We start from the raw sequence: 20649 nt of genomic DNA on the forward strand, positions 1-20649 counted from the left end.
TCGCCGGCCTGGTGCGCGGCGCGTCCAAGGGCGAGGGCCTGGGCAACCAGTTCCTGGCCAACATCCGCGACTGCGACGCCGTGGCCTTCGTCGCCCGCTGCTTCATCGACGACGACATCACCCACGTGGAGGGCAAGATCGACCCGCTGGCCGACCTCGACACCATCGAGACCGAGCTGATGCTGGCCGACCTCGAGAGCCTCGAGAAGCGGGTCGTGAACCTCGAGAAGCGCGCCAAGACGGGCGACAAGGAGAGCGCCCAGACGCTTCGTCTCGTGCAGCTCGCGCTCAGCCACCTGAACGAAGGCCGCCCGGCGCGCAAGGCGGAGGTCGCCGCCGAGGACGAGAAGGCCTGGCGGATGCTCCAGCTCCTCACCTCCAAGCCGGCGCTCTACGTCTCCAACGTCGACGAGGCCTCCGCCGCCACCGGCAACGAGCTCTCCGCCGCCGTGGCCGAGCGCGCGAAGCGCGACGGCGCCGACCACGTGATCATCTCCGCCCAGATCGAGAGCGAGATCGCCCTGCTGGATCCCGAGGAGCGCGCGGAGTTCCTCGAGACCCTCGGCCTCACCGAGCCCGGCCTCAACAAGCTGATCCGCGAGGCCTACCACCTGCTCGGCCTGCAGACCTACTTCACCGTTGGTCCGAAGGAGGCCCGCGCCTGGACCATCCACAAGGGCGACACCGCCCCGCAGGCGGCCGGCGTGATCCACACCGACTTCGAGAAGGGCTTCATCCGGGCCGAGACCATCGCCTACGAGGACTACGTCCGCCTGGGCGGCGAGGCGGGCGCCCGCGACGCGGGAAAATTGCGGTCGGAAGGCAAGGAGTATGTCGTCAAGGACGGCGACGTGATGAACTTCCGCTTCAACGTGTGATCCTGAAGGGGGCGAGATGGGCGAGACGATCAAGATCGCAGGAGCCGACGGCTTCGAGTTCACCGCCTACCACGAGCCCTCCTTCACCCCCCGCAAGGGCGGGGTGGTGGTCATCCAGGAGATCTTCGGCATCGACCGGCACATCCGAGCCGACGTCGAGCGCTGGGCGAAGATGGGCTACGAGGCGATCGCGCCGGCGCTCTTCGATCGCCGCCAGCGGGACTTCCACGCCGAGCACGACGACGCGGGCATCCAGGCGGGCGTGGCCCACGCCCGCGCCACGCCGCTCGACCAGGCCCTGGCCGACATCGCCGCCTGCCGCGACTTCCTGAAGACCCGCGGCGAAAAGGTCTGCGTGGTGGGCTACTGCTACGGCGGCTCGCTGGCCTGGCTCTCCGCCTGCCGCCTGGACGGCGTCGCGGCGGCCTCCAGCTACTACGGCAGCCTGGTGAAGACGTTCGCCGCCGAAACGCCGAAGTGCCCGACGCTCGTCCACCTCGGCCGCACGGACCCGGGGATCGACGCGGACGAGGTGGCGGTCGCCATCGCCCAGCACCACAGCGACGTGCCCGTGCACATCTACGAGGGCGCCGGCCACGGCTTCAACAACCAGAGCCCCGAGCGGTACAACGCCGAGGCGGCCGACCTCGCCCGCCACCGCACCCTCGAACTCTTCGACCGGGCCTGAGCCCATGGGCGAGACGATCCGCCTGACCAGCCGCTACGACGGCTTCGAGGTCTCCGCCTACCATGCGAAGCCCGCCGACGCCCGCCGCGGCGGGCTGCTGCTGATCCAGGAGATCTTCGGGATCACCGACCACATCCGCGAGCTCTGCGACGGCTTCGCCGAGGACGGCTACGAGGTGATCGCCCCGGCCTTCTACGACCGGCTCGAGCCCGGTTTCGCGGCGGACTACAGCCCCGACGCCATCCAGAAGGGCGTGCAGTACTCGCAGGCGACCGCCTGGGAGCAGGTGGTCGGCGACGCCCAGGCGGCCATCGACGCCCTGCAGGCGCCGGTCTTCGTCGCCGGCTACTGCTGGGGCGGGGCCGCGACCTGGCTGGTCGCCTGCCGCTGCCAGGGCGTGGCGGCGGCCTCGGCCTTCTACGGCCGGCGGATCAGCGAGCTGGTGGACGAGACCCCGCGGTGTCCCACCATCCTGCACTTCGGCAAGACGGACGCCTCGATCCCGATGGAGAAGGTGGACGAGATCCGCGAGAAGCACCCGGACCTGCCGATCTACCTCTACGAGGCCGGCCACGGCTTCAACTCCGACCGCCGCGCCGACTACCACGAGGACAGCGCCCGCCTCGCCCGCCTGCGCACCCTGCAGCTCTTCGCCCTCAACGGCGTGGGGCGCGGGGAGATGTGAGGCGTCGGTCTCTCCCGTGGGGAGGGGCCCTGCCGCTACTCCCGCCGCTCGATCGCCTTGCGCACCTCCGGCGCGCGTTCGAGCACTCGCACCAGCGCGGCCTGGGCCGCCAGGATGCCGATGCCGGCCGCGTAGCCGGAGAACACGCCGGCCGGATAGCGCCCGCCGTTCGAGGCGCCGGCCACCTGCCAGTACATGAACAGCGCCGCGCCGGCCAAAAGCCCGACCCCGGTGAGCACCGAGCCCGCCGTCTGCCCGAAGCCGGCCTGGAAGCTCATCCAGACGTAGCGCGCCAGCGGCCGCCGGAACGGGCCGATCGACAGCGGCAGGGCGAGGGAGAAGAACAGGAAGGCGGCAGGCCAGACGAGGGTCCGCTCGGCGATCAGGGCGAGCCCGCCTGGCAGCCGCTGGAAGGCGTGCAGGACGGCGCCGGCGTAGATCAGCGAGGCGGCCGCCACGCTGACGTCCTGCATCCGTTTGAAGTTGGTCCAGGCGCGCGTGTAGGCCATCGGCTCCATATTGGCGCGCCATGCGGCAGGCGTAAGGCGCCACGGCCGTTCCGCGCCCGCCGGCTCGCCGGGCGCCTGCGCCTTGGCTATGCTCTGCCCTCGTGAAGGCCGCCCTCCTCGCCCTGGCGCTCGGCGCCCCTGCCCTGCCCGCCGCCGCCGGCGAGGCGGCCTGCTGGTACGAGAACGGCATGGTGGTGGTGACCGCCCAGGTGGCCGGCTTCGTCGGCGACTACATCCTCGATACCGGCGAGCCGCGCACGACGCTTGCCGAGACCCAGGCCCAGGAGATGGGCTACGCCGGCCCGCAGGTCACCGGAGACGTGCTCCTGGCCGGGGTGCGTCTCACGGGGCTGCCCGTCGCCGTCGCCGACCTCGACGTGCGCACCGGCCTCCTTCCGACGCCGGTGGCGGGGGTGATCGGCGCCGACGTCCTGAAGGACCAGGTGGTGGACGTGAGCTTCGCGCCCTGCCGCGTGCGGCTGTCTCGGCCCGGCCGCGCCCCGGCGTTTCCGGGCCAGCGCCTGGACCTCGCCTGGGCGGAGGGCCGCCCTGTGGCCCTGGCGGGGGCCTCCGACGGCTCCACGGCGCTCAGAGGCCCCTTCGTGCTCTCCACCGGGCTGGACGCCCCGGTGCGGCTCTCCGAGGCCCTTGCGGCTGCTCCTGGGGCCGCGACGCCGGGAGAGCTCCTGCCGTACGGGGTCCTGCGGCCGCGGCTCGCCGCGCTGTCGTTCGGCGACGCGCTGCTCGCCGACGTGCCGGCCGGCCTGATGAACCCGACGCCCGACTCGGTCGCCGGCGCCCTGGGCGCGCCGGTGCTCGCCCGCTGGCGGGTGCGCTTCGACTTCCCGGCCGGCGAGCTGCGGCTCCAGCCCGCCTCCTGAGCCCATGCGAAAAGGGCCCCGGCTTGCGCCGGGGCCCTCCCGTGTCTCGTCTCGGCAGCCGCCCCTAGTGGGCGACGTTGCGCCAGATCCGGCGGTAGCTGAACCACAGCAGGACCGTGAGGATCAGCAGGTAGATCATCGCGCCGAAGCCGAACTGCTTGCGCTCTTCCATCTTGGGCTCGGCGGCCCAGGTCAGGAAGGCGGTCACGTCCATGGCCTGCTGGTGCACGGTGGACTTGGTGCCGTCGTCGAAAGTCACCTTGTCGGTGCCCAGCGGCGGGGGCATGGCCAGGAAGCCGCCCGGCGGCACATGGCCGTGGTCGCCCTTGTAGAAGGCCGACACGTCGCCCGGCATGAACGGGTTGTAGTGCTGGCCCGGCGGGACGGTCAGGCCCGGAGGCGGGTTCTCGTAGCCGACCAGCAGCGAGTAGATGTACTGCGGCCCGCCCGAGCGCGCCTTGGCGATCACCGACAGGTCCGGCGGCAGGGCGCCGCCGTTGGAAGCCCGCGCCGCCGCCTCGTTCGGGAACGGCGAGGGGAACCGGTCGGCCGAGGTCGCCGGACGTTGAACGGCGTCGCCGGTCTCGGAGTCGATGTCGCCGACCTGGATGTCGTTGGCCAGCGCCTTCACGTACGGGTTGTCGTTCGGGTTCGGGTACTTCGGGTCGTAGAAGGGCCCGCCCTTCTGCCCGAGGTTCCGGAAGTACATCAGGTTCATCGCGTGGCACGAGGCGCAGACCTCGCGATAGACCTTGTAGCCCCGCTGAAGCTGGGCCTTGTCGAACCGGCCGAACGGCCCCTCGAAGCCCCACTTCACGTCGTGGGGCTTTTCCGGGTGGGCGGCGGCGAACGCCGGGGCGGCCGTGATCAGGGCAAGCCCAAACGCCGCGAGCGCGGAAACTTTGCGCAGCATCTTAGGCTCAACCCCTCTTTTCAGGCGAAGCCACGGCGCCCGCGGGCGTGGTGGCGGAGTGCGACAGGACAGGCGCCGAGATCGAGTCCGGGACCGGCAGCGGGGTCTCGGTCAGGCCGAGGATCGGCAGGATCACGACGAAGTAGGCGAAGTAGTACAGGGTGGCGATACGGCTGAGCCAGACGTAGCTGTTCAGCTTGGCGTCGAAGAGCGTGAAGCTCGCCAGGCCCGGGATCACCGGGTCGTCCGGCAGCTTGGCGCCGCAGAAGCCGAGCACCAGGGCCGCCACCAGGAAGATGAAGAAGTACCAGCGCGCCGTCGGGCGGTAGCGCATGGACCGCACCTTCGAGGTGTCGAGCCAGGGCAGGACGAACAGCACGCCGATGGCGCCGAACATGAGCAGCACGCCGCCCAGCTTGTCCGGGACCGCCCGCAGGATCGCGTAGAACGGCAGGAAGTACCATTCCGGCACGATGTGCGACGGCGTCACCAGCGGGTTGGCCGGGATGTAGTTGTCGGCGTGACCCAGGATGTTCGGGTTATAGAACACGAAGCTGGCGAACATGATGAAGAACACCGCGATCGCGAAGCCGTCCTTCACCGTGTAGTACGGGTGGAACGGCACCGTGTCCTCGGCCGACTTCACGTTCACGCCGGTCGGGTTGTTGTTGCCCGGCACGTGCAGCGCCCAGATGTGCAGGGCGACGACGCCCGCGATCATGAACGGCAGCAGGTAGTGCAGGGCGAAGAAGCGGTTGAGGGTCGGGTTGTCCACCGCGAAGCCGCCCCACAGCCAGGTGGTGATCGGCTCGCCGACGATCGGCAGGGCGCCCAGCAGGTTGGTGATCACCACCGCGCCGTGGAAGCTCATCTGGCCCCAGGGGAGCACGTAGCCCATGAAGGCGGTGGCCATCATCAGCAGGTAGATGATGCAGCCCAGGATCCAGAGGATCTCCCGCGGGGCCTTGTAGGACCCGTAGTAGAGGTTCCGGACGATGTGGATGTAGACCGCCACGAAGAACATCGAGGCGCCGTTGGCGTGCATGTAGCGGATCAGCCAACCGAAGTTGACGTCGCGCATGATGCGCTCGACCGAGTTGAAGGCGTAGTCGACGTGCGGGACGTAGTGCATCACCAGCACGATGCCGGTGACGATCTGCACGACCAGCATGACGGCCAGGATGCCGCCGAAGGTCCACCAGTAGTTCAGGTTCTTCGGGGTCGGGAAGGCGAGCGCCGTGTCATGCGCCATGCGGATGATGGGCAGCCGCATGTCGAGCCAGCGCTCGAAGCCGGTCTTCGGCTCGTAAGTGGAATGTCCGCTCATCTCTGGATCAGCCGATCTTGACCGTGGTGTCGGTGAGGAAGTCCCACTCGGGAACTTGCAGGTTCCGCGGCGCAGGGCCCTTACGGATCCGGCCGGAGGTGTCGTAGTGCGACCCGTGGCACGGGCAGAACCAGCCACCGTAGTCGCCGCCGCCGAAGGTCGGCACGCAGCCCAGGTGGGTGCAGGTGCCGATCAGGACGAGCCACTCGGGCTTGCCGGGCTTGTGCCGCGCCTCGTCGGGCTGCGGGTCGGGCATGGAGGCGTTATTGTCGCGGATGGCCGCGGCGATCTCGGCCGGCGTGCGGTTGCGCACGAACAGCGGCTTGCCGCGCCACTTCAGCACCACCTGCTGGCCGGGGGTGACCTTGTTCAGGTCGAACTCGACCGAGGCCAGGGCCAGGGTGTCGCCGGACGGGTTCATCTGGTCGATGAACGGCCAGGCGAGCGCGCCCACGGCGCCGGCCGCGGCCGCGCCAGCGGCGATGTGGATGAAGTCGCGACGGCTCGGGTCTTCGCCCGGAGCGTGCGGATCGGGATTTGCGCCCACGACGGTGTCGGCCACCTAAAGCTACCCTTCGAATTCGGACGCCCTGGTACCAAGCGAAGGGCGCCCAGCCTTTTGGGCCCGACCAGGGGTTCTGGTAGGGCCGCTCGCCGGGTCAGGCGTTGGGGCAGGATGCGTTCGCCGAACCGTTTGCGAATGCTCGCAAACACCCCAACGATTCGTCGTATCAAGCCCCGGCCTATCCCGTGGCGGTTCGCTTAGAATGCGTTTGGCCCTTTTTCAACCGGACATTCCGCAAAACCTCGGCGCCGCCCTAAGACTGGGCGCCTGTCTGGGGGTCCCGGTGGACGTGATAGAGCCCTGCGGCTTCCCGCTCTCGGACCGCGCCGTGGCCCGGGCTGCGATGGACTACGCGGCCCGCGCCGAGACGAAGCGTCACAGTAGCTGGTCGCATTTCCTCCAGGACTCCCGCTGCGCGCAGGGGCGGATCGTGCTCTTCACCACCCGCGGGGCCAGTCCTTACCAGGCGTTCGCCTTCCGGCCCGGCGACAGACTCCTGTTCGGCCGCGAGAGCGCCGGCGCGCCCGACGAGGTGCATTCGGCCGCCGATGCGCGGCTCTACATTCCCCTTTCGCCAGGCGCCCGTTCGCTGAACGTCGTCACGGCCGCCGCCTTGGCCCTGGGCGAGGCGCTCCGTCAGACGAATGGCTTTCCAAGCCCCGCGGGAACCGGCTAGCAAGCGGCCCATGTCCAGCCTGCCCCCCGAAATCCTCGAACGGCGCGAGCGCGCGAAGGCGTGGTTCGAAGGCCTGCAGACGCGGATCTTCGCCGCCCTGGAACAGCTCGAGGACGAGGCGCCGGAGGACCTCTACCCCGGCGCGCCCGGCCGTTTCGAGACGCGGCCCTGGACGCGGGAGACCGGCGTCGGCGGCGGAATCGGCGGCCACCTCGCCGGACGGCTGTTCGAGAAGGCCGGCATCCACACCTCGGCGGCCACCAGCCGCTTCAGCCCCGAGATGGCCGCCCAGATGCCGGGCGCCGACCAGGATCCATCCTACGTCTCGGCCAGCATCAGCCTGATCGTCCACCCGCGCTCGCCGCGGGTGCCGACGGTGCACATGAACACCCGCTTCCTCTCCACGGCGGAGAGCTGGTTCGGCGGCGGGGCCGACCTCACCCCCATGCTGGACGAGCAGCGCAGCCAGCAGGCCGACGACGCGGTGCTGTTCCACGCCGCCATGCAGGGCGCCTGCGACGCCCACGATCCGGACTGGTACGGCCGCTACAAGGCCTGGTGCGACGAGTACTTCTTCCTGCCGCACCGCAACGAGCCGCGCGGCATCGGCGGCATCTTCTACGACCGGCACAACACCGGCGACTTCGAGAAGGACTTCGCCTTCACCCGCGCGGTGGGCGAGGCGTTCCTCGACGTCTATCCGAAGATCGTGCGCCACCGCATGGCCGAGCCCTGGACGGAGCAGGACCGCCAGCAGCAGCTCGTGCGCCGCGGCCGCTACGTGGAATTCAACCTGCTCTACGACCGCGGGACCATGTTCGGCCTGAAGGCCGGCGGCAACGTCGACACCATCCTGTCGTCCATGCCGCCGCTGGTGGCCTGGCCCTGAGGCGCTCAGCGCTGGGCGACGACCGCCGTGGCGGCCGGATCGAGCGCGCCGGCCTGGGCGCCCAGTCCGATCGCGAGGGCGGCGGCGGCGCTGGCCGCGATGATCAGGGTCTGCCAGGTCCGGGTCATTCTTGAGCCTCCGAGGGCGCGCCTCCGCGCCCATGGAGCCCTCAACTCGGAAGCCGGCTAGGCTGTTGCATCCTCAAGGAAATTTCGGATCCAGCCGCCCACCCGCGCCCGGTCGTCCGGCCGGCCGTAGGTGTGGATGGCCGCATCCGCCTGCTCCTGGGTGTAGCGGTCCCCGCGCCGGTGCTCGATCAGGGCGACGGCGTAGGCGGGCTCGAATTCCGGGTGGAGCTGGATGGAGATGGCCCGGTCGCCGTAGTCCAGGGCGCCCATGGGCGTGAACTCGCTGGCGGCGATGATCTCCGCGCCGGGCGGCAGCTCGACGACCTGGTCCTGGTGCGAGGCCGGCAGGCGGATCGCCTGAGCGCTGTCCATCCACGGCCGCGGCTTCAGCACCTCGTATTCGTGCTCGCCCACGCCCCAGCCCTTGGGCGACTTGATCACCTTGCCGCCGAAGGCCTCGGCCATGAGCTGGTGGCCGAAGCAGACGCCCACCAGCGCCGCCTGGCCGCGCGCCGCCTGCAGCCAGGCCTTGGCCTCGCCGATCCAGGGCTCGGGGTCGTACACCCCACAGGCGGAGCCGGTGACGATATAGCCGTCGCACTCGGTGGGGCTGGCGGGCAGCTCGCCCTCGTCGGCGGCATAGATCCGCCAGTCGTAGGCGTCCGGCCCCAGCAGGCGCATGAACATCTCGGGATAGGTCCCGAACTGCGAGATCGCCGGCTTCGGCGGCCGGCCGGTCTTGAGGACGCCGAGCTTCAATAGACCATCCCCTGGGCCACGGCCTTCAGCTTCTCGATGGCCGACAGCTTGTCGTCGAGGAAGTCGTGGTCGATCCACCAGTCCTCCACCTCGCGCAGCACCTCGCCCACCAGCGGCCCCTTGGGCACGCCGGACGTCAGCACGTCCTCGCCGCTGATCGGGAACGGCGGCGGGCTCCAGCCTTCGCCCAGCGCGATCATCCCCCGCCACTGCGGCGCCACCGCCGTGCGGTTCGCCTGCGCCCAGGCGAGCTTGGCGCGGTCGCGGAACGCCTGGGGGCCGAGACGATAGACGGCCCGGCGGATCTCCCGCGGGCTCATCCAGCTCTTGAACGCCGGGGTCGGCGCCACCGCCGCCACGATCCGGTCGCGCTCGGCGTTGGACAGCCGCAGCCGCTCCGCCGTCTGGTGGGCGGCGATCTGGTCGTCCGGCAGCAGGGCCGCCAGCCGCAGCACCGCGTCGGCCTCGAAGAGCTGCTCGCTCTCGATCTCCACCAGCCCCTCGAAGCGGGCGAAGTTCAGGGTCCCCGGCAGCACCACCGGAAGCACGCCGGTGTCGTCCATCAGCCGCACGGCGGCGCGCGGATCGTCGGCGGCCAGCAGCTTCAGGAGCTCGCTGGAGATCCGCTCGGCCGCGAGCTTGCCCACATGGTCCTTCCAGGCGCGGATCGCCGCCACGGCCGCCGGATCGGGCTCGCCCTTGCCGTACCAGGCCAGGAACCGGAAGAACCGCAGCGACCGCAGGTGGTCCTCGCGCAGCCGCTGCTCCGGGTCGCCCACGAAGACGATCCGCCCGGCCTTGGCGTCGGCCACCCCGTGGCCGGTGGGATCGAAGACCCGCCCGTCGCGGCAGGCGTAGAGCGAGTTCAGGGTGAAGTCGCGCCGCATCGCGTCCTCCATCCAGTCGGTGGTGAAGGCCACCACCGCCCGGCGCCCGTCGGTCTCCACGTCCCGGCGCAGCGTCGTGACCTCGAAGGGCTTGTGGTCGGCCACCGCGGTCACCGTGCCGTGTTCGACGCCGGTGGGCACGGCGCGGACGCCGGCGGCCTCCAGCGCCTTCGTCACCTGGTCCGGCGTCAGGGTGGTGGCGATGTCCACGTCGTTGATCGGCCGGCCCATCACCGTGTTGCGCACGCAGCCGCCGACGAACCGGGCGCAGTCGGCCCCGCCGGCCGCCTCCAGCGCGTCCAGCACCCGCACGGTCTCGGGCGCGGTCATCCAGGGGCGCTGGCCGATCGTCTCGCTCATCTGGGGTCCGGTACCTGCTGCTCGTAGTGACCTGGGCTGACGCGGCCGTCGGACGTCACCTCGCCCGGCACATAGACCTCGCCCCGGTTGTCCCTATGGAACAGCGGCGTGGCGAGCAAGGACAGGCCGACCAGCACCAGGCCCGCCGCCGAGAGCCAGGCCCAGGGCGTCGCGCCCATCGGCCGACCGTTCCGCTCGGCCCAGGCTTTCCAGACGAACCAGGCCACGAACGGCAGCGCCATCAGCACCGCCCGGAACAGGAAGACCCTAAGCAACGGCGGCGCCGTAGAGGCGGTCGTAGAGCGCCCTGAGCATCCCGGCCGTCGCGCCCCATATGAACCGGTTCTCGTGGGTCATGGCGTAGAACCGCCGCTTCTCGCCGGTGGGCAGCTCGCGCTCGTGCTCTTCGTGGTTGCCGGGGTCCATCAGGAAGCCGAACGGCGTCTCGAAGATGTCGGCCACCTCGTCCGGGTTGGGCCGCAGGGTGAAGCCCGGCGCCACGAAGCCGACCACCGGGGTGATCAGATAGCCCGTGCCGGTCCGGTAGGGCGTCGAGAGCCCGGCCAGGGAGACGTAGCTCGGGTGCAGCCCGATCTCCTCCTCGGCCTCGCGCAGCGCCGTCTGCCAGGGGGTCTCGCCGGGGTCCTGGCGGCCGCCCGGCAGAGCGATCTGGCCGGTGTGCCGCCGGAGCGTCTCCGAGCGGCGGGTGAGCAGCACCGAGAAGCCCTGCTCGCGCTCCACCAGGCCCACCAGCACCGCGGCGGGCGTCAGCGGCTCGTCCGGCGGCGACCAGCCGCCCGGCGTCAGGTCGAAGTCCGAGCGCGTCACGCCCCTGGCCGGATCGCGCGCCTCCAGCGGGTCGAGGTGGCGGGAGATCCAGGCGCGGAGGTCGTCGGGGGAGGCCGTCGCGTTCACTGGGCGGGTCCGATGGGGAACCAGGCGCCGCGCGAGCCGACGCCCAGGACGGGCCCGTCCGGCGTCGTCCGCTCTTCGGCGAGGTCGGCCAGCTCGTAGAACACCGGCCGGGCGATCAGCGCCTCGAGGCCGCGGCGCACGTGGACATAGGGCCGGGGCTCGCCGTCGGCCCCGATCTCCACCCGGATGGGATTGTCGGGCCCCGCCTCCACCTCGTCGCCGACGTTGGTCGTGAACCGCAGGGCCTCGCCGTCGCGGTCCACGCGCACGGCCACGAAGGGCGCGTCCTCGACCCGCACCTTCAGCTTCTCGACGGGGGTCACCAGGTACACGCCGTCCGGGTCCTTGCGCAGGATGGTGGAGAACAGCCGCACCAGCGCCTCGCGTCCGATCACCCCGCCCTCGTGGACCCAGGTCCCGTCGCGGCGGATGACGATGTCGATCTCGCCCACATGCGGCGGGTTCCACAGGTGCACCGGCGGCAGGCCGCGCTTGCCGGCCGCGCCGGCGGCCTCCGCCACGCGATCCAGCGCCTTGCTGTCCTGAACATCCGCCATCCCGGGAAGGTAGGCGCGCGCCTGCGTCGCCTCAAGCGATCCGGCCGCCCTGGCCTTTTCCGCGAGCCGCGCCCTAGACGGGCCCGAACTCGCCCGCCGGGACCGGCGCGCCGGCCTGCAGCCGGAGCGCCAGGACGCGCTTCTGGTCCACCGGGCCGGGCATCCGCACCCCGGTCGCGTCCACCGCCGAGAAGCCGAAGCGCTCGAAGTACGGGGGATCGCCCACCAGCACGACCCAGGCGTCGCCGGCCGCCCTGGCCGCGTCGCAGGCGCGCTGGACGAGCTGGCCGCCGACGCCGGCGCTGCGCTGTTCGTGGTCCACCGCCAGAGGGCCCAGGAAGGTCACCGCCTGGCCGCCCACGCGCACGCGCCACATGCGCACCGTGCCCAGCAGGATCTCCCCGTCGAACGCGCAGAACGACAGCTCCGGGGCGAAGTCGGCGATCTCGCGGACGCGCTCGGAGGACTTCACGAAGCGGCCGGGTCCGAAGGCGCGGTCGAGCAGCGCCTCGATGGCGGCGGCATCCGCGATCTCTTCGGATTTCAGGACGAGCGACGGCGACGGCGGGGCGAACTGTACGGACATGGGCCTCGGCTTTGCGGGCGGGACTGCGACGCCGCAGGGAGCGCTACAATGCCGCTCACCTGCGAAGGGTTCATTACGCGCGGGCGCGCGGGCGTCGTCGCAGTTGCATGGTCGGGCCCTTCCCTGACCGTCCGTAGAGCGGCGCAAATAGGACCCCCTGCCCCGCGCGTCAACGCCATTGCGGGGCGGGGCGGCTCAGGGCAGGGTCGCGCGCGCATGTCGTCCGAGACCCCGCTGGACCAGGTCCCCTCCGCCCGCGCGCTCCTCCGGGAGCGGGATTACCTGTTCTTCTGGGCGACCCGCTGGCTCGGCAGTTTCGCGGCCCAGATCCAGTCCGTGGCCATGGGCTGGCACATGTACGTGCTCGCCCGCCACACGCGCTCGGTCGAGGAGAGCGCCTTCCTGGTGGGCATGATCGGGCTCGCGGCCTTCATCCCCGTGCTGCTGCTGACCCTGCCGGCCGGCGAGACCGCCGACCGCTACGACCGGCGCAAGGTGCTGCTCCTGTGCCTGACGGGCGAGGTGGCCAGCGTGCTGACGCTGGCCGTCGCCACCTGGCGAGGCGAGGCCTCGGCGCCGCTGCTGCTGGGCGTGGCCGCCCTGTTCGGCGCCAGCCGCGCCTTCTTCGCCCCGGCCAACACCGCGCTTGGCCCCATGCTGGTGCCGCGCGCCCTGCTGCCGCGCGCCATCGCCTGGAACTCGCTGGCCTGGCAGACCGCCTCCATCGCCGGCCCCGCGGTCGGCGGCCTGCTGGTGGCCGTCTCCCCGGCCCACGCCTACACCACCACCTTCTTCCTCTACCTGGGCGCGGCGGCCTGCGTGTTCGCCATCCGCCGCAACGCCAAGCCCGAGGTGCAGCCGGGCTCGCGCTGGCAGCTCATGAAGGAGGGCCTCTCCTACGTCTGGCGCCAGAAGATCGTCTTCGGCGCCATCAGCCTCGACCTCTTCGCCGTGCTGCTGGGCGGCGCCACGGCCCTCCTGCCGGTGTTCGCCCGCGACGTGCTGCACGTGGGCGCCGAGGGTTTCGGCGTGCTGCGCGCCGCCCCGGCGGTGGGCGCCACCACCGTGGCGCTCTGGCTGGCGGCCAACCCGATCCGCCAGAAGGCGGGCCTCTACATGTTCGGCGGGGTGTTCCTGTTCGGCGCCGCCACGGTGGTCTTCGGCCTTTCCAGCGCGCTCTGGCTGTCGGTCGCCGCCCTGGCCGTCCTCGGCGGCGCCGACATGCTCAGCGTCTACATCCGCCAGACGCTGGTCCAGCTCGTCACGCCCGACCACATGCGCGGCCGGGTGGCGGCGGTGTCCTCGGTGTTCATCGGCGCCTCCAACGAGCTCGGCGAGTTCGAGAGCGGCGTGGTCGCCCGGCTGCTCGGCCCGATCGGCGCGGCCGTGTTCGGCGGGGTCGGCGCCATGGGCGTCACCGTGCTCTGGGCCTGGCTGTTTCCCGCCTTGCGGAAGGCGGATCGGCTCGAATAGCGTCGCTCCCATTCATTTAGGGAGATAAACGCTATGGGCGCATTGGAAGGTAAGGTCGTCCTCGTCACGGGCGGCGGCAACGGTATCGGGCGCGAGTGCGCGCTGATCGCGGCGCAGGAAGGCGCCAAGGTGGTCGTCAATGACCTCGGCGGCGGTCTGAAGGGCGAGGACGAGGGATCCGCGGGTCCGGCCGAGCAGGTGGCCCAGGAGATCCGCGCCGCGGGCGGCGAGGCGGTCTCCAACTCCGACAGCGTGACCAGCCTCAAGGCCGTGCAGGGCATGGTCGAGCAGGCCCGCGACACCTTCGGCGGCCTGCACGCCGTCATCAATCCGGCCGGCATTCTGCGCGACGTGATGTTCCACAAGATGTCCGAGGACGACTGGGACCGGGTCATCGACGTCCACATGCGCGGCTCGTTCAACGTGGCGCGCGCCACCATCGAGCTGTTCCGTGAACAGAACGACGGCTCCTACATGTTCTACACCTCGACCTCGGGGCTGTTCGGCAACATCGGCCAGGCCAACTACGGCGCGGCCAAGATGGGCATCGCCGGGCTGTCGCGGATCATCGCCATGGAAGGCGCCCGCAACAATGTCCGCTCCAACTGCATCGCGCCGGTCGCCTGGACCCGGATGACGCAGTCGGTGCCGATCAAGGACGAGGCTCAGGCCGAGCGCCGCAAGGTGATGGCCGAGAAGATCCGTCCCGACCAGCCGGCCCGCTTCTCGGTGGCGCTCGCCTCCGACCAGGCCAAGCACGTCACCGGCCAGATCTTCGGCGTCTCGGGCGAGAACATCATCCTCTACTCCCAGCCGCGGCCGATCGAGACCTGCACCAAGCCGGACGACGCCGGCTGGACGGTGGACAGCATCCTCAAGGAAGCTGTGCCGCAGATGGCCCCGAAATTCTATGACCTCGGCCGCGCCCCGCCCTCGGCCCAGCCCAAGCAGGCCCAGCCGGCGTAGGCTGGCCGATCTTCCTTCCCCGTTCATGGGGAAGGGGGACCGTCGGCCGAGCCCGGCGAAGGCCGGGCGAAGCGCCCGGGGACGGAAGGGGCGGGATCAGGCGCTGCGCCCGGTCTCGCCCCTCCGCCACTCGCTCTGCGGCGGGTGGTCCCGCAGCGCTCCCTACCCCACCTCCTCCTCGACGCCGGCCAGCCGGCGCAGGGCCTCGCCGTCGAGGCGGCGGGTGATCCAGTCGGTCTTCGCGGTCGCGCCCAGGCTGTCGTAAAAGGCGATGGACGGCGCGTTCCAGTCGAGCACCGCCCACTCCAGCCGGCCGAGATCGGCCTCGACACAGCGCTGGGCCAGCCTTGAGAGCAGCGCCTTCCCGGCCCCCAGCCCCCGCGCGTCCGGCTCCACGAACAGGTCCTCGAGGTAGATCCCGGCCCGGCCGCGGAAGGTCGAGTAGTTGTAGAACCAGAGCGCGAAGCCGATCGGCTTCCCCTTGTGCTCGGCGATGTCGCAGAACGCCCTCGGGTTCTCGCCGAACAGGTCCCGGCGAATGTCGGCCTCGGTGGCCTCCACCTCGTGCAGCAGGCGCTCGTACTCGGCCAGGTCGCGGATGAACTGCACGATCAGCGGCACGTCGGCGGGGGTCGCCACCCGGATCGTGACGCTCATGCCGCGCCCGCGGGGGCGAGGCTGACGCCGGGCGGCGGTGGCATGTTCTCCGGCACGAAGAAATCCGGCATCAGCGGCTCGGAGGGATCCACCCGGTACTGGTCGAAGTCCCGCTCGCCCTCGGCGTAGAGGAAGCTGTCGTCGATCAGGAAATTGCCGGTGAACTCGCGCGCCGGCTTGTTGAAGATGGCATAGGCCGCGTCGGCAATGATCTCCGGCGTCCGGCAGCGGCGCATGCCCTCCTCGCCGGCGAGCGCGTTCCGGATCGCCGCGGTGGCGATGCCGGTGCGCGGCCACAGCGCGTTGAACGCGATGCCGTCGGCCTTGAACTCCTCGGCCATGCCCAGCACGCACATGCTCATGCCGAACTTGGCCATGGTGTAGGCCACGTGCGGGCCGAACCACCTGGGGCTCATGTCCAGCGGCGGCGACAGCATCAGGACGTGCGGGTTGGCGCTGCGCTTCAGGTGCGGGATGCAGGCTCTGGAGGTGACGTAGGTCCCCCGCGTGTTGATCTGGTGCATCAGGTCGTAGCGCTTCATGTCGGTCTGAAGCGTGCCGGTGAGCTGGATCGCCGAGGCGTTGTTCACGCAGATGTCGAGCCCGCCGAACCGCTGGACCGTCTGCTCCACCGCCGCCTGCACCGAGGCCTCGTCGCGCACGTCGACCACCAGCGGCAGGGCCTTGCCGCCGGCCCGCTCGATCTCCTCGGCGGCGGTGTAGATGGTGCCTTCCAGCTTCGGATGCGGCTCGGCGGTCTTGGCGGCGATGGCCACGCTGGCGCCGTCGCGGGCGGCTCGGAGCGCGATGGCCAGCCCGATGCCCCGGCTCGCGCCGGTGACGAACAGGGTCTTACCGGCGAGGCTCATCAGGCCGGCTCCCGCGTCTTGGCGAAGTCCGGCTGCCGCTTCTCGGCGAAGGCGGCGAAGGCCTCGGCCGCCTCCGGCGACTTGAGCTGAGCGGCGAACAGCCGACCCTCCTCCGCGTAGCGTTCCTTGATCGTCTCGGCCGGACGCCGCATCAGCGCCTTGGTGGCCGCTACCGAGGCCGGGGCGCGCGAGGCCACGGCCTCGGCCGCCGCCCGGGCCTTCGCCCGCAGCTCGGCCGCCGCAACCACCGCGTTCGCGAGGCCCCAGTCCACCGCCTTGGCCGCATCCACCGCCTCGCCGAGCACGAACATGGCGAAGGCCCGCGCATGCCCGATCCGGGCCGGCAGCAGCATGGAGGACGCCGCCTCCGGGACCAGCGCCAGGTTCACGAACGGCGTCGTCAGCAGGGCGTCCGGCGTCACATAGACGAGGTCGCAGTGCAGCAGCATGGTCGTGCCGACGCCCACCGCCCGGCCGTTCACCGCGGCGACGATCGGCGTCTTCGCCCGCTCCAGCGCGTTCAGCAGCGGATTGCCGCCTTCGCGGGCGGCGTTCGCATCCTGCTCGCCCCGGTTCACCGCAGCGAAGTCGGCCAGGTCGTTGCCGGCCGTGAACATGTCGCCGTTGGCCTGGATCAGCACGCAGTGGATGCCTGCGTCCGCGTCGGCCCGGTCTATGCCGTCGGCCAGCGCCTGGTACATGGCCCGCGTCAGCGCGTTCTTCTTCTCCGGCCGGTTCAGGGTCAGCGTCAGGACCCCGCCCGACACCTCCGACAGCACGTGCTCGCTCATCCGAACCTCCTCCTGGCTTACAGCGTCAGCCTAGCGCTTCGCCTCGGCACAGGACCAGTCACTTCGCGCCGTGTTCCGGCCTCAGGCGGCCGCGCGGTACCAGTCGACCCCGCTTGCGTCCCGCTCGCGGATCGCCTGGCCGGTGGCCAGCAGGTGGTTGAGGTGGGCCAGGCTCTCGCCGGTGGCCAGGCCCAGCAGGCCCGCGTCGATGCGCCGGCGGAACAGCACGTGGAAGACGTCCACCGCCCGCTTCGGCTCGGCCAGCACCTGCCGCAGGCGGGTCAGCCCCCGCTCGTGCCCGCCCACCAGGTGGTCGATGCGCGCGTGCAGCCCGTGGAAGGGATCGTTGTGGGCCGGCAGCACCAGCACGTCGTCCGGCACCCGGCCCTTGATCCGCCTGAGCGAGCCCATCCATTCGGCCAGCGGGTCGGCCTCCGGCTCGGTGGGGAAGACCGCTACGTTCGACGAGATCTTCGGCAGCACCTGGTCGCCCGAGATCATCAGCTTCAGGTCCGGGCACCAGAGGCAGGCGTGCTCGGGGCTGTGGCCGGATCCCACCACCACCTGCCAATCGTGCTCGCCGATCCGCACCGTGTCGCCGTCGCTCAGCCGCTGGAAGCTGTCCGGCAGGGCGTGAAGCCCGCGGCCGAAGCCGCCGAACTTGGAGCGGTAGGTCTCCAGCGCCTCCTCGTCCCAGCCGGCGGCCTTGTAGAAGGTCATGGCGTCGGCCGGCGCCTCGCGGCCGGTGTCGGCGGCGAGCGAGCGGCACATCAGGAACTCGAGCCGAGTGATCCACAGCCGGCACTGGAACTTCCGCGTCAGCCAGCCGGCCATGCCGATGTGGTCGGGGTGCATGTGGGTGACGAACACCCGCGTCACGGGGCGCCCCTCCAGCGGCCCGGCGATGCCGGCGCGCCAGGCCTTGGCGGTGTCCGGGCTGGCGATGCCGGTGTCGACGATGGCCCAGCCGTCGCCGTCCTCGATCGCCCAGACGTTGATGAAGGCCAGCGATCCGCCGAGCGGCATGCGCAGCCACTTCACGCCCGGAGCGACATCGATCGCCTCGCCGGAGGCCGGCCCCGCTTCGAACGGATAGGTCAGCTTCGGCCGCGGGTGCTCCGGGATCGCCGCCGTCTCTTCAAGTCCGTCCCGCAAAGCCGCCACTCCCCCGCACTGCGCCGCCATTGTCGGCCGATGCCGCCGGGGGATGCAATGGAGCGCATTCCGTCGCTCCCCCACAGGGGGAGCTGTCGGCGCGGCCGACTGAGGGGGTCATCCACGGTTTGAGCGGCCCCCCCTCCGACCCTTCGGGCCACCTCCCCCGAGGGGGAGGAATGGGGTGTCAGCCGCCCGAGGCCTTGCGCCGGTCGTACACGAACCCGCCCTCGCCGTGGCGGCCGAGGCTGGCCCACTCGCCCTGGCCGGCCTTGTGCACGTACTGCTCGGCCACCAGCCAGGCCTTCACGGGCCGCAGGCAGGCCAGGCAGCCGCCGATCATCGCCGGGAACACCACCGCCATCTGCGCCCAGATCGGCGGCTGCGCGACCACCGCCCACCAGGCCCACAGCGCGGTGACCACGATGCCCACCCCGCTCATCACGAAGAAGGCCGGGCCGTCCGCCGGGTCCGCGAAGCCGAAGTCCAGGCCGCACTTCTCGCAGGCCGGCGCGATCTTCAGGAAGCCGCGGAAGAGCTTGCCCTCCCCGCACCGCGGGCAGCGGCAGCGCAGGCCGGCGCTTAGGGAGGACGGGGAATCGTACTGGATGCTCATGCCGGACCTCGCGTCCCTACAATCCGATTGCGGATGCATACAATCTACCTGTAATGTATGCATCCTAGCGGAGACTGCAAGCCGGTCATGGACGCCCACACCTATCGCTGGCTCGACCGGGTAGAGCGCCGCGGCCCCCTCTACCTGGCGCTGGCCGACGCCCTGGCGGCCGCGATCCGCGAGGGCGAGCTGCACCCGGGCGACCGCCTTCCGCCGCAGCGCGCGGTGGCCGATCGGCTGGGCGTCGACTTCACCACCGTCACCCGCGCCTACACGGTCGCCCGGGAGCGGGGCCTCGTGGAGGGAACGGTCGGCCGCGGCACCTTCGTGCGCGCCCGCGCCGCCGAGGACGAGGCCGGCCTCGTCGACCTGACCATGAACCTGCCGCCGCCGCCCGAGGGGCTGTCGCTGGCCAGGCTGCTGCAGGAGACCACCGCCGCCGTGCTGCAGCGGACCGACGCCGCCGCCCTGATGGCCTACCACCCCGGCGCCGGCACGCTCGGCCAGCGCGCCGCCGGCGCAGCCTGGCTTGCGCCCGTGCTGGGTCAAGTCGCGCCCGAGCGCATCCTCGTCAGCCCCGGCGCCCAGGCCGGCCTCGCCGCCGTGCTCTCCGCCGTCTGCCGCCCGGGCGGCGCCCTGGTCGCCGAGCCGCTGAGCTATCCGGGCGTGAAGACCCTGGCCGCCCAGCTCGGCCTCACCCTCCTGCCCTGCCCCGTGGACGAGGCGGGCCTGCGGCCGGACGCGCTGGACCGCCTCTGCGCCGAGTACGGGCCCGCCGCCCTCTACCTCGTGCCCGCCATGCAGAACCCGACCGCCGCCACACTGGGCGAGGCGCGGCGGCGCGAGATCGCCCGCGTGGCCGAGGCGCGCGGGCTCTGGATCGTCGAGGACGACCCCTACAGCCGCCTCGCCGAGGCGCCCGTCCCGGCCATCGCCGCGCTCGCCCCCGAGCGCACCGTCTATGTGGGAACCCTGGCCAAGACCCTGACGCCCGGCCTGCGCACGGCCTACGTCGCCGCGCCGGCCGCCCTGCTGGAGCCGATCGGTCACGCGCTGCGCGCCCTGGCGCTGATGCCGGCGCCGCTGATGACCGCGGTGGTGACGAGCTGGATCCGCGAAGGCGTGGCCGAGACCCTGCTGGCCGCTGTCCGCGCCGAGGCCCGGGCCCGCCGGGCGCTCGCCGCCGAGGCCCTGCCCGACGCCCTGGGCGCCGCCGAGAGCCCGCACGTCTGGCTGCCGCTGCCCGAGGCCTGGAGCCCCGAGCGGGTGCGCGAGGCGGCCCAGGCCCGCGGCCTCGCCCTCGTCGCCGCCGACGCCTTCGCCACGGGTCCCGAACACCCGAACGGCCTGCGGATCTCGCTGGGCGGCCCCGGCAAGCGGGCGGTGCTGCAGCGCGCGCTCGGCGAGGTCGCCCGCCTGGTCGACGGCGCGCCCGCGGCCGCGCGGGTGCTGGTCTAGGTCAGGCGGCCAGCTTCGGGGCGAACCGCTCGACCCAGCCCCGCAGTTGCGCCTCCTGGGCGACGCCGGACTGGCGCGCGGTGATCTTGCCGCCCTGGAACGCGAACAGCGCCGGGATACCCTGGATGCCGTAGCGCTGGGCGAGTTCGGGGTTGGCGTCCACGTCGATCTTGATGAACCGGGCGCGCGGCTCGAGGCCCTTGGCGGCCCGCTCGAAGATCGGCGCCATGGCCCGGCAGGGGCCGCACCAGGCGGCCCAGAAGTCCACGATCAGCGGCAGGTCGCTCTTGGCCAGGTGCCGCTCGAAGCGGGCGGCGTCCAGCGCCACCGGCTCGCCGGTGAACAGGGCGTTCTTGCAGCGGCCGCACTTGCCGCCCTCGGCCAGTCGCTCGGCCGGCAGGCGGTTCACCCCGTCGCAATGCGGGCAGACGACGTGCAGGGCTTCGGTCATGGGATAACTC

At 71.5% G+C, this 20649-nt stretch carries 26 protein-coding genes; 9 read left to right on the forward strand and 17 right to left on the reverse strand.

Translation table 11 applies throughout. The features are described from left to right. The 3 genes from ychF to ACE3Q8_RS19680 all read left to right on the forward strand — a co-directional run. Positions 1–878: redox-regulated ATPase YchF (gene ychF, locus ACE3Q8_RS19670; RefSeq protein ID WP_374472123.1), on the forward strand; the 878-nt coding region annotated here is incomplete at its 5' end. Between the two features lie 16 nt (positions 879–894). Next, a complete protein-coding gene (locus ACE3Q8_RS19675; RefSeq protein ID WP_374472125.1) occupies positions 895–1566 on the forward strand; it encodes a dienelactone hydrolase family protein in 672 nt (223 codons plus the stop codon). A gap of 4 nt (positions 1567–1570) precedes the next feature. Further along, complete coding sequence (locus tag ACE3Q8_RS19680; protein ID WP_374472127.1) at positions 1571–2251, forward strand: dienelactone hydrolase family protein; 681 nt, start codon at positions 1571–1573, stop codon at positions 2249–2251. A gap of 35 nt (positions 2252–2286) precedes the next feature. Here the strand turns inward: ACE3Q8_RS19680 and ACE3Q8_RS19685 are convergent, their stop codons facing one another. Then, positions 2287–2760: a hypothetical protein gene (locus tag ACE3Q8_RS19685; protein WP_374472129.1), complete on the reverse strand. Its 474-nt coding sequence runs from the start codon at positions 2758–2760 to the stop codon at positions 2287–2289. Between the two features lie 101 nt (positions 2761–2861). Between ACE3Q8_RS19685 and ACE3Q8_RS19690 the strand changes: the two genes are divergently transcribed. Continuing rightward, positions 2862–3641 (forward strand): hypothetical protein, encoded by a 780-nt coding sequence (locus tag ACE3Q8_RS19690; protein WP_374472131.1) that lies wholly within the window; start codon positions 2862–2864, stop codon positions 3639–3641. Between the two features lie 64 nt (positions 3642–3705). Here the strand turns inward: ACE3Q8_RS19690 and ACE3Q8_RS19695 are convergent, their stop codons facing one another. From ACE3Q8_RS19695 to petA, 3 genes are read right to left on the reverse strand one after another with little or no spacing between them, the layout of a single operon-like run. Beyond that, complete coding sequence (locus ACE3Q8_RS19695; protein ID WP_374472133.1) at positions 3706–4554, reverse strand: cytochrome c1; 849 nt, start codon at positions 4552–4554, stop codon at positions 3706–3708. Positions 4555–4561: 7 nt separating this feature from the next. Continuing rightward, positions 4562–5881 (reverse strand): cytochrome bc complex cytochrome b subunit, encoded by a 1320-nt coding sequence (locus tag ACE3Q8_RS19700; RefSeq protein WP_374472135.1) that lies wholly within the window; start codon positions 5879–5881, stop codon positions 4562–4564. A gap of 7 nt (positions 5882–5888) precedes the next feature. Next, positions 5889–6443, reverse strand: coding sequence for a ubiquinol-cytochrome c reductase iron-sulfur subunit (petA, locus tag ACE3Q8_RS19705; RefSeq protein WP_374472137.1), 555 nt, complete (start codon positions 6441–6443; stop codon positions 5889–5891). 205 nt (positions 6444–6648) lie between these two features. Between petA and ACE3Q8_RS19710 the strand changes: the two genes are divergently transcribed. Both ACE3Q8_RS19710 and hemF read left to right on the forward strand, forming a co-directional pair. Further along, a complete protein-coding gene (locus ACE3Q8_RS19710; protein ID WP_374472139.1) occupies positions 6649–7122 on the forward strand; it encodes a tRNA (cytidine(34)-2'-O)-methyltransferase in 474 nt (157 codons plus the stop codon). Positions 7123–7132: 10 nt separating this feature from the next. Further along, a complete protein-coding gene (hemF, locus tag ACE3Q8_RS19715; protein ID WP_374472141.1) occupies positions 7133–8011 on the forward strand; it encodes an oxygen-dependent coproporphyrinogen oxidase in 879 nt (292 codons plus the stop codon). 5 nt (positions 8012–8016) lie between these two features. Here the strand turns inward: hemF and ACE3Q8_RS19720 are convergent, their stop codons facing one another. The 7 genes from ACE3Q8_RS19720 to ACE3Q8_RS19750 all read right to left on the reverse strand — a co-directional run bounded on the left by ACE3Q8_RS19720 (position 8017) and on the right by ACE3Q8_RS19750 (position 12203). Next, positions 8017–8139, reverse strand: a complete 123-nt coding sequence (locus tag ACE3Q8_RS19720; protein WP_374472143.1) for a hypothetical protein — start codon at positions 8137–8139, stop codon at positions 8017–8019. Between the two features lie 57 nt (positions 8140–8196). Further along, positions 8197–8898, reverse strand: coding sequence for a type 1 glutamine amidotransferase (locus tag ACE3Q8_RS19725; RefSeq protein ID WP_374472145.1), 702 nt, complete (start codon positions 8896–8898; stop codon positions 8197–8199). Continuing rightward, positions 8895–10145 (reverse strand): CCA tRNA nucleotidyltransferase, encoded by a 1251-nt coding sequence (locus ACE3Q8_RS19730; RefSeq protein ID WP_374472146.1) that lies wholly within the window; start codon positions 10143–10145, stop codon positions 8895–8897. The genes ACE3Q8_RS19725 and ACE3Q8_RS19730 overlap by 4 nt, the downstream gene beginning before the upstream one ends. Continuing rightward, a complete protein-coding gene (locus ACE3Q8_RS19735; protein ID WP_374472147.1) occupies positions 10142–10420 on the reverse strand; it encodes a hypothetical protein in 279 nt (92 codons plus the stop codon). The genes ACE3Q8_RS19730 and ACE3Q8_RS19735 overlap by 4 nt, the downstream gene beginning before the upstream one ends. Then, entirely contained in the window at positions 10413–11060 is a 648-nt protein-coding gene (locus ACE3Q8_RS19740; RefSeq protein ID WP_374472148.1) for a CoA pyrophosphatase, read from the reverse strand. Before ACE3Q8_RS19740 ends, ACE3Q8_RS19735 begins: the two co-directional genes overlap by 8 nt. Next, complete coding sequence (locus ACE3Q8_RS19745; protein ID WP_374472149.1) at positions 11057–11617, reverse strand: DUF1285 domain-containing protein; 561 nt, start codon at positions 11615–11617, stop codon at positions 11057–11059. The genes ACE3Q8_RS19740 and ACE3Q8_RS19745 overlap by 4 nt, the downstream gene beginning before the upstream one ends. 73 nt (positions 11618–11690) lie before the next feature. Continuing rightward, positions 11691–12203, reverse strand: a complete 513-nt coding sequence (locus ACE3Q8_RS19750; protein WP_374472151.1) for a GNAT family N-acetyltransferase — start codon at positions 12201–12203, stop codon at positions 11691–11693. 216 nt (positions 12204–12419) lie between these two features. Between ACE3Q8_RS19750 and ACE3Q8_RS19755 the strand changes: the two genes are divergently transcribed. Beyond that, complete coding sequence (locus ACE3Q8_RS19755; RefSeq protein WP_374472153.1) at positions 12420–13676, forward strand: MFS transporter; 1257 nt, start codon at positions 12420–12422, stop codon at positions 13674–13676. A gap of 33 nt (positions 13677–13709) precedes the next feature. Then, positions 13710–14642, forward strand: a complete 933-nt coding sequence (locus ACE3Q8_RS19760) for an SDR family oxidoreductase (RefSeq protein WP_374472155.1) — start codon at positions 13710–13712, stop codon at positions 14640–14642. A gap of 162 nt (positions 14643–14804) precedes the next feature. Here the strand turns inward: ACE3Q8_RS19760 and ACE3Q8_RS19765 are convergent, their stop codons facing one another. The 5 genes from ACE3Q8_RS19765 to ACE3Q8_RS19785 form a co-directional block, all read right to left on the reverse strand. Then, entirely contained in the window at positions 14805–15299 is a 495-nt protein-coding gene (locus tag ACE3Q8_RS19765) for an N-acetyltransferase family protein (RefSeq protein ID WP_374472157.1), read from the reverse strand. After that, positions 15296–16168 carry an SDR family oxidoreductase gene (locus tag ACE3Q8_RS19770; protein WP_374472159.1) on the reverse strand — a complete coding sequence of 291 codons (873 nt, stop codon included), beginning with the start codon at positions 16166–16168 and terminating at the stop codon, positions 15296–15298. Before ACE3Q8_RS19770 ends, ACE3Q8_RS19765 begins: the two co-directional genes overlap by 4 nt. Next, positions 16168–16959 carry an enoyl-CoA hydratase-related protein gene (locus ACE3Q8_RS19775; RefSeq protein ID WP_374472161.1) on the reverse strand — a complete coding sequence of 264 codons (792 nt, stop codon included), beginning with the start codon at positions 16957–16959 and terminating at the stop codon, positions 16168–16170. Before ACE3Q8_RS19775 ends, ACE3Q8_RS19770 begins: the two co-directional genes overlap by 1 nt. Positions 16960–17040: 81 nt before the next feature. Next, on the reverse strand, positions 17041–18114 hold the full coding sequence (locus tag ACE3Q8_RS19780; RefSeq protein WP_374472163.1) for an MBL fold metallo-hydrolase: 1074 nt from the start codon (positions 18112–18114) through the stop codon (positions 17041–17043). A gap of 187 nt (positions 18115–18301) precedes the next feature. Further along, positions 18302–18730, reverse strand: a complete 429-nt coding sequence (locus tag ACE3Q8_RS19785; protein WP_374472165.1) for a DUF983 domain-containing protein — start codon at positions 18728–18730, stop codon at positions 18302–18304. 87 nt (positions 18731–18817) lie between these two features. On the opposite strand from ACE3Q8_RS19785, the gene ACE3Q8_RS19790 reads away from it, so the two are divergent. Continuing rightward, positions 18818–20188: a PLP-dependent aminotransferase family protein gene (locus ACE3Q8_RS19790; RefSeq protein WP_374472167.1), complete on the forward strand. Its 1371-nt coding sequence runs from the start codon at positions 18818–18820 to the stop codon at positions 20186–20188. A 1-nt stretch (position 20189) separates the two neighbouring features. Here ACE3Q8_RS19790 and trxC read toward each other — a convergent pair whose 3' ends face one another. Further along, positions 20190–20639, reverse strand: a complete 450-nt coding sequence (gene trxC / locus ACE3Q8_RS19795; protein ID WP_374472169.1) for a thioredoxin TrxC — start codon at positions 20637–20639, stop codon at positions 20190–20192. Between the last annotated feature and the right edge of the window lie 10 nt (positions 20640–20649).

The organism is Phenylobacterium sp. (assembly GCF_041913825.1).
Classification (GTDB): domain Bacteria; phylum Pseudomonadota; class Alphaproteobacteria; order Caulobacterales; family Caulobacteraceae; genus Phenylobacterium.